Genomic DNA, 11,075 nt, shown 5'->3' with positions numbered 1-11,075 from the left:
AACCAGATACGCTACTTTCTTTCAAACCCTCAAACACCAGATTCGGTTATAACTCGTGTTTTCAGGTTTATCAAAGGCCGCTATTAATACGATAGAAGAAGGGAGGCCGATCACTACATAAATCAATAAAAAATCCAATACAACGGCAATCCCCCTGGCCAGCAAGTGGCCGAAATAGTATTGATCGTAAGTCTCTTGCTGTGCCTGCTCTCTTACTCTGACAATTTTCCGGCCACCACGAAGTCCCTGCAAAGGGTCCGCAATAGACTCGTGTGCCTCCAAAGCTGCAAACAGACTATCGCAGAGGGAATTATCCAATGCCTGGTATAAATAGGGCGCGTTACCCCTCCAGTCGAATAACTGATCGCAGTATTGCACAATATTGACTGTGACTTGCGCACGGAACTTCCCCTTTTCATCCCCCTCCGTTGCTTGTTGGTTAAACAGAGCAAAGCGCTCAAAGATAGAAAGGCCCAAATTCCAATTGTACTCTTCATCCAGCATATAGGGACTTCGGGACAGAAAGTGCCAGTTTTTTTCAACACTCATTTCCAGCTTATTATTCAGATTTTCATCTACCTGCTTTAGCACCCGCTGATACTCTTCTATCCGCTGATCTCTCTCGGACTCTTCGAAAATTTGTGGTTGGGCTTCCACTATGTCTGGCTCGGCGAGATGGAGGCTCTCTGCCTGCGGCTGTATGGCACTGGCATCGTCCTCTGGCTTTTGCCCCCCCTCTGGTGCCCCTGGCACAGATTCGGAACCATCATCACTTGGTGCAACTCGCGTGTGCGCAGAAACGATTACTTCCTCTGCCGTCGCGCTCCCTGCTTGGATAGCCAACGCCTCATCCTCATCTGGTGGGCGGCCACCGGCAGTTGCCTCCGTGTCAGGCTGAAGTCCTTGTGAGGTAGCGACATCACTAACCTCGCTGTGGACATTGGTAGACTCCACTTCTTCCTGTATTTGCTCTGCCAACTTCAGCGCATTTTTATAGGCGGCATGCAATACCTGAAACTCTTCCGGCTTTTCATCCGGGCGAGTCAGCTTTAGCTTTTTCGCATAAGCTCGTTTAATGGCCCTAGTATCACTGACCGGCGTAAGTTCAAGGATGGCCCAGGGGTCCATTAAATCCAATCCTCATTATCCAAGCGATCGAAAATCTCACTAATTTCCGTGCGGGCCTTGAGGATTTCTGTAGGCTTTTGACGATCGAGAACACTGTCAAAGGTAGACAGTAGTTTGGCTATATAGTCTCTTTGCTCCCCCAGACTTGATTCATACAGACGCTCACCACGGGCAATTACCGCCTGATTTTTTTCATCCTTCCTCGGGTGAAATTTTAGCTGAGACAATTTTTCCAAAGCCTCTGCTTTTTGCACTTCAGTCAGGGCACCGGGCGTAAATTCAATCAACTTATTAAACGTTTTCCCGGTGGAAACAACCGTAACATCGACTTCCAGTAGACCGTTCATATCATAGGTATAACGAATATCAGCAGCCTCTTCACCCTTTGGTTTTTTGGGGACTGGAACAGTGAGTTCACCGAGATAGATATTTTTCTTTACCAGGCGATTTTCCCCCTGATACACATCAATGCACAGCTGGGTTTGATTATCTGCAGCAGTCCATACCCTGCGCACAACACTCACCGGTACAACGGTATTACGATCAACAATCGGCATAAAATAGCTGCCTAGCTGAGGACTGTCTTCATTGACAATGCCAGTACCCAAGGTGTATGGACACACATCAGTAAGAACAATATCATCCAGGGCTGAATTCTTTTCTTTTAGACCTGCCTGAATGGCCGCCCCCATGGCCACTACAGTATCCGGATCCAAATGGCAGGCCGGCAAACGCCCGAACATACGCCCGACCATTGAACGGAACTGGGCCATACGTGTTGAGCCACCCACCAATACGACTTCATCAATTTTTTGCGGCGGCAGATCGGCATCGCGCATAGTGCGCTCTATAGGCCGCTTGGCTCTAAGCAGTAATGGCGTGCTCAGCTTTTCAAACCATTCGGGTGTTACCGACCACTCCATGCTGCGCCCAGCCAAATGTAACTCCAAGCGCTGTTCAGGTTGCTGGCTGACTCTACGCTTGGCCGTTTCCATCTGCATATACAGGTTTTGTCGCTCACTGGGTTTCAAAGCCTCCTTTTTAATACCGAGTTCTTCGAGAACGTTATCGATCATCGCTTCGACAAAATCCTCACCACCGAGAAAGTTGTCCCCGGCACTGGCATGAACCTCCATAATGCCATCGAAAAACTCCAGGATAGACACATCGAAAGTGCCACCCCCAAGATCGAGAATCAGAAAATGGCCTTCGCGTTTATCGTGAAGGCCATAAGCAATCGCTGCTGATGTGGGTTCATTGATCAGGCGCTCGACTTTCAAGCCGGCCAGCTCACCGGCGAGTTTGGTGGCATGGCGCTGATTGTCATTGAAATATGCGGGAACGCTGATTACGGCTTCAGTGATTTCTTCATTGAGAAAGGTTTCCGCATCCTCTTTCAGGGCACGCAAAATCAGTGAGGAAAGCTCAGTAGCACTAAACTGCTGTTTTCCCAGAGCGATCTTATGATCGGTCCCCATCAGCCGTTTAAATGCTGCAACCGTGGTATTACTGTGGTTTATCAGGCGCTCTTTTGCCGTTTTACCCACTAGTAATTTGCCGGATTCATCCAGCCCGACAACCGAAGGTGTGAGGATTTCCCCCAAACGATTAGGAATTAATTGTATCCCTTGTTCAGTCAATACCCCGCAGGCGCTATTGGTGGTACCCAAGTCAATACCAATTATGGCCATATTACTCTCTACCTATCTTTGAATCCGATGGTGAGTGATGATCGGATTTCTTTATTTTGAGACCATAGTTTTAAGCTATGTTTATAGCGCTTTATTCTAAGCGGCCTGATGCGTCATTGGCCAGCGACAACGCGGTGGCGGGAATAATTTTAACGGGCGGTGCTTCTGGAAAAGCAAAAAGAAAAATTCAGTGGCCCGAGAAAAAGGGCCACCGGTAGGAGATCAAATAATCAGGGGGATAGCCGCTCTATCGCCCAACTGCCGTTGTCATGGATTCGATAAATAAAACGATCGTGCAATCTATTGGCACCCCCCTGCCAAAACTCTACCGCACTGGGCACGACACAGTAGCCGCCCCAAAACTCCGGCAGCGGGACATCCTTCCCCGCAAAGCGGGATTTTTCCTGTTCGAATTGATGCTGCAATTCCTCGCGGGAGGACAGTGACTGACTCTGACGAGACGCCCAGGCGGCCAGCTGGCTGTCCAGAGGACGCGATTGGAAATAAGCTTTAGCCTGCTCACGGGATACCGGCGCTACTTTCCCGTAAACAATAATTTGCCGCTCCAATGAGTGCCAGGGGAACAATAATGACACCTGGGGATTTTCGGCCATATCCCGGGCTTTGTCACTTTGCAGGTTGGTGTAGAAAGTAAAACCCCGCTCATCAACACCTTTGAGCAGTACGATACGCTGGGCCGGCTGGCCATCGGTATTAACCGTGGCAAGACACATCGCATTGGGGTCGGCGAGCCCAGCTTCTACCGCTTCACTCAACCACTTTCGGAGTTGTTCCAGTGGTGTCGGCTTCAATTCGGAACGTCTCAAACCGCTTAACAGGTATTCACGACGCCATTGATCGATTTCCATGGTGTTACTTCCTTGGTTGTTCTAACTCAAAGTTTATTCGGCCGGCCGCCGGAAGGCTATTGCTCGACGGCCACCGCGTCAAATTCTCGCGCCCCCACGCAGGCTGGGCTAGCGGCGCCGGGCAAAGTTTCCTGTTGCCGCATGGGGCTAATCTCAATTTTCCTGCGATTTTCGCGATGCAAGTGCAGACTCTGCGGACACTTGCGCGGCATTTGGCAGGCCGCTAGGCTCACTGCATTTTTACACGAATAAGGAAAATGGTGCTTATGTCCTCTGCGCCCACATGCGCCCAGGTGCTGATGCGCCTGCTGCGCGAATATCAGGTAGATAAAGTCTTCGGTATTCCCGGTGTACATACCATCGAACTGTACCGCGGCTTACCCGGTAGCGACCTGATGCATATCACGCCGCGCCACGAACAGGGTGCCGCTTTTATGGCGGACGGCTACGCCCGTGCCAGCGGCAAACCGGGGGTCTGTTTTTTAATTACCGGTCCGGGGCTGACAAACGCTGCCACCGCTATGGCACAGGCCTATTCCGACTCGATTCCAATGCTGGTGATTTCCGCAGTCAATCGTCGTAAAGACCTGGGAATGGGCCGCGGACGCCTGCACGAACTGCCTCGCCAGAGTGATATCAGCCGCGGTTTCTGTATCTGGCAGCACACTCTGACCCAAGCGGAGCAGTTACCGGAGGTGATGGCGCGAGCATTCCAACAGCTACAATCCAGCCGCCCGGGACCTGTGCATATTGAAATCCCCATCGACCTGTTCCCGGCGCCGATGCCCGGACAGTTACCCGATTACCGTGCAGCCCCTTCCGCAATGGCTGCCGCCGCCAGCACAACGGCTATTGGCATTGCCACGGCTTGGCTGCAGAGCGCCGAGCGTCCGGTGATTCTCTTGGGCGGCGGTGCCCAGGCCGCCGGTACCGCCGCGACGCGCGTTGCAGAGAAAATCGCAGCGCCAGTTTTTCTGTCGCTAGCCGCCAAAGGTGTAGTCGATGAGCGCCACCCACTGTGTGGCGGCGCTAACCTGAGCTTTGATTGTGTGCGCGAACGGATCGAAAAAGCGGACGTTGTGTTGGCTGTGGGCACAGAGCTTTCCGAGACCGATCGCAATTTAGAGCGGGATAACTACGTGTTTTCCGGCAAACTTATCCGTATAGATATCGACCCTGCCCAACTGGTGTGCAATGCCAACCCCGATCTGGCCATCTGTGCCGATGCCACTGAGAGCTTACAACAGCTCGGCGATGTCCTGGTTCAACGCGAAGAAAGCGCGACTGCTCAAGCGACAAAAGAAGTGGCGCAGTTACTGAAAGACTGTCGTACCGAATGGTGGGAGGGATCGGAGGATCGCTTCCCCTGGGTCGAGGCGCTGCGCTACGCCCTGCCGGACAATGGGATTTTGGTGACCGATTCCACGCAATTAGCCTATAACACCAATCACGCCTTACCACTTTATCATCCGCGCAGCCATATCACTTGCACCACCGGCTATGGCACCCTGGGTTTTGCCCTTCCCGCTGCCATTGGCGCCAAGCTTTCTGGCGACCGGGAGGTTATTGCACTGATCGGAGACGGCGGTCTGATGTTTACCCTGGGTGAACTAGCGGTTGCCGTTGAGCAGCAGCTATCCCTGCCGATCCTGGTTTGGAATAACTGCGGCTATGGAGAAATTCGTGACTTTATGGATGCCGCCGAAGTGCCCCAGGAAGGGGTCAATTTGCGCACACCGGATTTTGTGGCACTGGCAAAATCCTTTGGTGCCGAGGGTTGCCGGATTGATACCCCAGATCAGTTGGCCACCGCAGTCAGCGAGGCCCTGCAACGCAACACCCCCACTCTCATCGAAATCACCGCGCCCTGAAACCGGCGCGCAAAAAATGGAAGCGTGACATGACAGATTTCAACAAGCTGCATACCGATAAATTATTTATCAACGGTGAGTGGAGGGAATCCCTGGGCAGCAGTTCCCACCCAGTGATCAACCCCGCTACCGAAGAAATGATCTGCCAGGTGGTAGAGGGTTCTGCAGAGGATGTCGATATTGCCATCACTGCCGCGCGCAGTGTTTTCCTCAAATGGCGCCACACCAGTGCGGCACAGCGTTCAGCGCTATTGAACGCCATTGCCGATGGCATGGAGGAACGTAAAGAGGACCTGATCCAAGCCGTCTCACAGACTCTCGGCTGCCCTGCCCATATCACCCGCTGGCTGCATGTAGACGGCCCCATTTATGCCATGCGCTACTACGCCGATCGCACCTCGATGATGGAGGAAACTGAGAAAGCCGCTCACTCAATTCTGATTCGTGAACCCATCGGCGTATGCGGGTTTATTACGCCCTGGAACTACCCCCTGCACCAGTTCGTCGGCAAAGTCGCCCCGGCCCTTGCCGCCGGTTGCACCATGATCGCCAAGCCCTCGGAAACCACGCCGCTACAGGATTACATCATGGCGGAGATCATCGACGCTGCCGGTGTCCCCGCAGGCGTATTCAATCTGATCCCCGGCCCTGGAACCGTGGTGGGCGCTGCACTGTCCGCCCACCCGGGCGTCGATATGGTGTCTTTTACCGGCTCCACCCGTGCAGGCGTTGAAGTGGCCAAGGCCGCAGCGCCCACAGTAAAAAGGGTTACCCAGGAACTGGGTGGCAAGTCGCCTTTGATTATCGCAGCAGACGCAGACCTTCAGGAGGCCGTTCGCTGGGGCTGCGAGGATGTATTTATCAACAGTGGCCAGACCTGCACTGCTCTGACTCGGATGTTGGTTCCCGCTGATCGCTACGCTGAAGCCGTCGAGATTGCCAAACAAGTGGCTGAAGAAATGGCCATCGGTACCGATGCCAATGCTTTTATGGGCCCACTCTCCTCCGCCCGCCAGCGGGAAATTGTGCGCAGCTATATCCAAAAAGGAATCGATGAAGGTGCCCGCCTAGTGGCCGGAGGCCTCGACATGCCCGCCGAACTCGACAAAGGATTCTATGTGAAACCGACGGTCTTTGCCGACGTCCACAATGGTATGACCATCGCTCGCGAGGAAATCTTTGGCCCGGTAACCTGTCTGATCCCTTACAAAGATATGGACGAGGCCATCGCCATCGCCAACGACACCGAGTACGGGTTATCCAGCGGCGTTTGGGCCAAGGACGCCGAGAGTGCTATGCCGGTCGTGCGCCGTATTGAGGCGGGTTTGTGCTTTGTGAATGGCGGGGAATTTAACTACGACGCCCCCTTTGGCGGCTACAAGCGTTCAGGCAACGGCCGTGAGTTTGGCGAAGCCGGTCTCGGCGAGTTTATCGAACTAAAATCTGTTCAGCTGCCCGCATAAATGTCTGCACCGCCCTTAAAAAGGGGCGGTGCTGTTGACTGCCAATCCCCTCCCCGCTATCTTTGCCCACACATCACGAGAGTGGCTGACGCCAACGCCAACCTGCCGACCGGGGCAAGGTGGTTCTCTCTCTGCGGCACACAACTGCCGGCGGGGAGGATGGGGCTCTACCCGAGCAATCCAACCGGATTCGCGAATACCATTTCGCCGCTTCCACGTCAGCCCTCCAAAGTTTTACCCTTGGAGGGACCATGTCCGAATCACCATTTTCCAGTAAAGACATTATTGAAATTCAGATTGCCAACCAAAAAAACCACACGGCAGTACGCGCGGTGAGAAGAGGCGATCGGCAGTTGTTGTGGCAACTACTGTTCGAAACTGCCGAAGAGGCATTAAAATTTGCCACCAATTGCCACGCCAGTGAGCAACCCATTACGGCTCACAAGGCCTGTGAGCTGGCGAGATAAAATAGAATTTACCGGCGCTGCCAAGCTCGCGCCCACCACCCTGTGCCAAGAGCGCACGATAGGAGCTAAAAACAACACCATGTCAAAGCCAGAACAATTCTTTGAGCACCTGCGCAATGAACTAAAACAAATCGATGCTGACGGCCTGTATAAGCGCGAACGGATCATCACTTCGCAGCAGGCCGCCGAAATCCAGGTGAACAACGATACTCAAGTGCTCAACTTCTGCGCCAATAATTATCTGGGCCTGGCCAATCACCCGGAACTAATTGAGGCTGCTAAAAATGGGTTGGCCGAATACGGCTTCGGCATGGCCTCTGTGCGCTTTATCTGTGGCACACAGGACATCCACAAGGCCTTGGAGTCTCGCCTATCAGAATTCCTGCACACCGAGGACACCATCCTCTACACCTCTTGCTTTGATGCCAATGGCGGACTGTTCGAAACCCTGCTGGGTCCCGAAGACGCAATCATCTCCGATGCCCTCAACCATGCCTCCATTATCGATGGCGTGCGCCTGTGTAAAGCCAAACGCTACCGCTATGCCAACAACGATATGGCGGAGCTGGAAAAGCAACTGCAGGCTGCCGATGGCGCCAAGACCAAACTGATCGCCACCGACGGCGTTTTTTCTATGGATGGCGTGATTGCAAACCTCAAATCCCTCTGCGACCTGGCCGACCGCTACAATGCTCTGGTGATGGTGGACGATTCTCACGCAGTGGGCTTCCTCGGCGAACACGGTCGTGGCACTCACGAATACTGTGATGTCATCGACCGCGTCGATATCATTACCGGCACGCTCGGCAAAGCTCTAGGCGGTGCTTCCGGCGGTTTCACTTCCGGGCGCAAGGAAATTATCGACCTATTACGCCAGCGTTCACGCCCTTACCTGTTTTCCAACTCTGTAGCACCGGCTATTGTCACCGCCTCGCTGAGAGTTTTGGATATGCTCACCGAGGGTAGCGAACTGCGGGAAAAACTCAGCCACAATTCTGCCTATTTCCGCGAGCGCATGTCCGAAGCCGGCTTCACCCTGGCTGGCGCCGATCACCCGATCATCCCCGTGATGATCGGTGATGCCGCGCTGGCACAGAAAATGGCTGACAAAATGCTGGAACGCGGTATCTATGTGGTGGGCTTCTTCTTCCCGGTTGTACCCAAAGGCCAGGCCCGTATCCGCACTCAGATGTCCGCCGCCCATACCCGTGAACAGCTCGACCAGTGTATCGATGCTTTCATTGAGGTCGGCCGCGAACTAAACATTATTTAAGCCCTATAGACAGCGGCGCGCCCCACTGATGCGACAGTTCTCACAAGGAACTGCCCGGTGGCGCCGCACCTTGCCAATTGCAGTTTTAAAACAATGAAAGCACTATCCAAACTCAAATCCGAAACGGGAATCTGGCTCACCGATGTGGATACCCCCACACCCGGCCACAATGACCTGCTGATCAAAATCCACAAAACCGCTATTTGTGGTACCGATATGCATATCTACAACTGGGATGAGTGGTCTCAGAAAACCATCCCGGTTCCCATGGTGGTCGGCCATGAATACGTGGGTGAGGTTGTTGGCATGGGACAAGAGGTGGCCGGTTTCAAAGTGGGCGACCGCGTCTCTGGTGAAGGTCATATCACCTGCGGTCACTGCCGCAATTGCCGCGCTGGCCGCCGCCACTTGTGCCGCAACACCTACGGTGTGGGTGTGGATCGCCCCGGTGCTTTTGCCGAATTTCTGGTGATACCGGCCCTGAATGCCTTCAAGATTGCGGATAATATTTCTGACGATCTGGCCTCTATTTTCGACCCTCTTGGCAATGCCGTGCATACCGCCCTGTCCTTCGACTTGGTGGGTGAGGATGTACTGATTACCGGCGCAGGCCCTATTGGCATTATGGCCGCAGCTGTCGCCAAGCATATCGGTGCCCGCCATGTCGTCATTACCGATATCAATGAATACCGTCTGGACCTGGCACGCAAGATGGGCGCCACTCGAGCCGTCAATGTCGCCAAGGAAAACCTCACCGAAGTTATGGCCGAACTGGGTATGAGTGAAGGTTTTGATGTAGGCCTGGAAATGTCCGGTGTCCCCGTCGCCTTCCGCGATATGATTGCCGCCATGAATCACGGCGGCAAAATTGCTATGCTGGGTATTCCCGCCGGCGAGATGGCTATCGACTGGGGCCAGGTTATTTTTAAAGGCCTGATTATCAAGGGCATCTACGGCCGTGAAATGTTTGAGACCTGGTACAAAATGGCCAGCCTGATTCAGTCCGGCCTGGATCTAACTCCGATTATTACTCACCAGTTTTCTATCGATGACTTCCAGAAAGGATTCGACACCATGGGCTCTGGCGCATCTGGTAAAGTGATCCTGAACTGGAATTAACCCCTGCCCTGGCTGCGGGTTAGTCCGCAGCCAGCCTTTCTCTCGCTATTCCAGCTCCTAAACCTTTTGCGCATCAGCAAATTTTACCGGTATCTTGCCAAGTCCCAAGCCAACTTTTTCATGTCCGGCCAGTTCTGGACACCCACCAAAGAAGAAATTGCAAAACCGGGGGATATTCCTTTTGGACCAGCCCCCATGAACAACAGTTTCATCGTAGACGACTTTTGTACCTAGCCCCCAAAACAACCACAAAATATAGAGCAGGAATTAACCACCACAAGAAGTCCACCAAAATAAAATAAATTTTCTCACCTAAAAATCCATTTTCATCGGTAAACAAGACGATATACTTACTTATATCTTCATAAGAATTTTCTGTGATTTTATTATCAAATGAAGCCCCCTTCTTAATGGAAAAAGCTACTATTGGGTCATCCGCAAGGCTCACCTCCGCCGTAAACAGCTTTACCACAATCAGCACGCAAAACAGCATTAAAAATATTTTATGGTTTAATGAGCGCATGCTTCACCCTCATTTTATTAATAACATTCATAACAAGGTTGCCGGGACAAGTGTAGCCTCCATTTGGCAAATACTCTTTATGGCCACCGAGCTTTTTAATTGAAGGGAATGATGTTTTTAGGGTTTTTATTAATGCATTTGCAGTAGAGATATGAGATTTGGAGAGTGAATCATCAAAATCCCACCATTGCTCATCATAATCTCCCATCAATAACAAGCCTATTTTCTTTGTATTAGCCCCAGAAACATGAGAACCCTTATGATAAATTTTTCGCCCTTCATAGATGGTACCACTCGGATGTATTAAGTAATGATACCCAACATCATCCCATCCATTCTTCGTCATGTGTTTTTCCTCAATTCCAACAGGTGAGGTTTCCCCACCGTTACCTGAGTGATGAATAACAACACTATCGAAACCCCAATCTGACACAAGGTTATTCACTTTTGGCTGCTTCTTTCCCCATTTTGAGCGAATAATTACACTATGCCTCTGGTTTATATTTATTCTCTTTTGATGTTGTGCTTTTGAAATACTCATTCCTTTTCCTTTATATAACTTCCTGGTTATACCGGCATTCCGAATTGTCCTAGACGTTGTGGCTTACACTTAGACCCTAGATTCCCACAATGACCGACACACTTGGCGATAGCAAAGGGGGCCAGCTGGC

10 protein-coding genes and 1 riboswitch are annotated in these 11,075 nt (G+C 52.2%); of the genes, 5 read left to right on the top strand and 5 right to left on the bottom strand.

Annotated elements, in window-relative coordinates; translation table 11 throughout:
• Positions 1-21: 21 nt before the first annotated feature.
• The 3 genes from MO867_RS18460 to pdxH all read right to left on the bottom strand — a co-directional run bounded on the left by MO867_RS18460 (position 22) and on the right by pdxH (position 3,688).
• Positions 22-1,128 carry a J domain-containing protein gene (locus MO867_RS18460; RefSeq protein ID WP_252471899.1) on the bottom strand — a complete coding sequence of 369 codons (1,107 nt, stop codon included), beginning with the start codon at positions 1,126-1,128 and terminating at the stop codon, positions 22-24.
• Complete coding sequence (locus MO867_RS18455) at positions 1,128-2,819, bottom strand: molecular chaperone HscC (RefSeq protein WP_252471898.1); 1,692 nt, start codon at positions 2,817-2,819, stop codon at positions 1,128-1,130. Before MO867_RS18455 ends, MO867_RS18460 begins: the two co-directional genes overlap by 1 nt.
• 230 nt (positions 2,820-3,049) lie before the next feature.
• Positions 3,050-3,688, bottom strand: coding sequence for a pyridoxamine 5'-phosphate oxidase (gene pdxH / locus MO867_RS18450; RefSeq protein WP_252471896.1), 639 nt, complete (start codon positions 3,686-3,688; stop codon positions 3,050-3,052).
• 266 nt (positions 3,689-3,954) lie between these two features.
• Between pdxH and MO867_RS18445 the strand changes: the two genes are divergently transcribed.
• The 5 genes from MO867_RS18445 to tdh all read left to right on the top strand — a co-directional run bounded on the left by MO867_RS18445 (position 3,955) and on the right by tdh (position 9,881).
• Positions 3,955-5,559 (top strand): 5-guanidino-2-oxopentanoate decarboxylase, encoded by a 1,605-nt coding sequence (locus MO867_RS18445; RefSeq protein WP_252471894.1) that lies wholly within the window; start codon positions 3,955-3,957, stop codon positions 5,557-5,559.
• 29 nt (positions 5,560-5,588) lie between these two features.
• Positions 5,589-7,022, top strand: coding sequence for an aldehyde dehydrogenase family protein (locus MO867_RS18440; RefSeq protein WP_252471892.1), 1,434 nt, complete (start codon positions 5,589-5,591; stop codon positions 7,020-7,022).
• 65 nt (positions 7,023-7,087) lie between these two features.
• Positions 7,088-7,215: riboswitch (SAM-I-IV-variant riboswitch) on the top strand.
• A gap of 58 nt (positions 7,216-7,273) precedes the next feature.
• A complete protein-coding gene (locus tag MO867_RS18435) occupies positions 7,274-7,489 on the top strand; it encodes a hypothetical protein (RefSeq protein WP_252471890.1) in 216 nt (71 codons plus the stop codon).
• Between the two features lie 79 nt (positions 7,490-7,568).
• The gene (locus tag MO867_RS18430; protein ID WP_252471900.1) at positions 7,569-8,762 is read left to right on the top strand and encodes a glycine C-acetyltransferase; all 1,194 of its coding nucleotides are present in this window, start codon (positions 7,569-7,571) and stop codon (positions 8,760-8,762) included.
• Positions 8,763-8,855: 93 nt separating this feature from the next.
• Positions 8,856-9,881, top strand: a complete 1,026-nt coding sequence (tdh, locus tag MO867_RS18425; RefSeq protein WP_252471889.1) for an L-threonine 3-dehydrogenase — start codon at positions 8,856-8,858, stop codon at positions 9,879-9,881.
• A gap of 208 nt (positions 9,882-10,089) precedes the next feature.
• Here the strand turns inward: tdh and MO867_RS18420 are convergent, their stop codons facing one another.
• Together MO867_RS18420 and MO867_RS18415 are read right to left on the bottom strand one after the other, a co-directional pair.
• Positions 10,090-10,404 (bottom strand): hypothetical protein, encoded by a 315-nt coding sequence (locus MO867_RS18420; protein ID WP_252471888.1) that lies wholly within the window; start codon positions 10,402-10,404, stop codon positions 10,090-10,092.
• A complete protein-coding gene (locus MO867_RS18415) occupies positions 10,385-10,945 on the bottom strand; it encodes an N-acetylmuramoyl-L-alanine amidase (protein ID WP_252471887.1) in 561 nt (186 codons plus the stop codon). Before MO867_RS18415 ends, MO867_RS18420 begins: the two co-directional genes overlap by 20 nt.
• Between the last annotated feature and the right edge of the window lie 130 nt (positions 10,946-11,075).

Origin of the sequence: Microbulbifer okhotskensis (assembly GCF_023895975.1) — a bacterium.
In the GTDB taxonomy this organism is placed as follows: domain Bacteria; phylum Pseudomonadota; class Gammaproteobacteria; order Pseudomonadales; family Cellvibrionaceae; genus Microbulbifer; species Microbulbifer okhotskensis.
The sequence above is the reverse complement of the archived record's forward strand: the minus strand, read 5'-3'. Positions and strand labels throughout refer to the sequence as shown.

Excerpts from the sequence above, each read along its gene's own strand:
- MO867_RS18460 (WP_252471899.1), bottom strand. The coding sequence starts at position 1,128 with ATGGACCCCTGGGCCATCCTTGAACTTACGCCGGTCAGTGATACTAGG.
- MO867_RS18455 (WP_252471898.1), bottom strand. The coding sequence starts at position 2,819 with ATGGCCATAATTGGTATTGACTTGGGTACCACCAATAGCGCCTGCGGG.
- pdxH (WP_252471896.1), bottom strand. The coding sequence starts at position 3,688 with ATGGAAATCGATCAATGGCGTCGTGAATACCTGTTAAGCGGTTTGAGA.
- MO867_RS18445 (WP_252471894.1), top strand. The coding sequence starts at position 3,955 with ATGTCCTCTGCGCCCACATGCGCCCAGGTGCTGATGCGCCTGCTGCGC.
- MO867_RS18440 (WP_252471892.1), top strand. The coding sequence starts at position 5,589 with ATGACAGATTTCAACAAGCTGCATACCGATAAATTATTTATCAACGGT.
- MO867_RS18435 (WP_252471890.1), top strand. The coding sequence starts at position 7,274 with ATGTCCGAATCACCATTTTCCAGTAAAGACATTATTGAAATTCAGATT.
- MO867_RS18430 (WP_252471900.1), top strand. The coding sequence starts at position 7,569 with ATGTCAAAGCCAGAACAATTCTTTGAGCACCTGCGCAATGAACTAAAA.
- tdh (WP_252471889.1), top strand. The coding sequence starts at position 8,856 with ATGAAAGCACTATCCAAACTCAAATCCGAAACGGGAATCTGGCTCACC.
- MO867_RS18420 (WP_252471888.1), bottom strand. The coding sequence starts at position 10,404 with ATGCGCTCATTAAACCATAAAATATTTTTAATGCTGTTTTGCGTGCTG.
- MO867_RS18415 (WP_252471887.1), bottom strand. The coding sequence starts at position 10,945 with ATGAGTATTTCAAAAGCACAACATCAAAAGAGAATAAATATAAACCAG.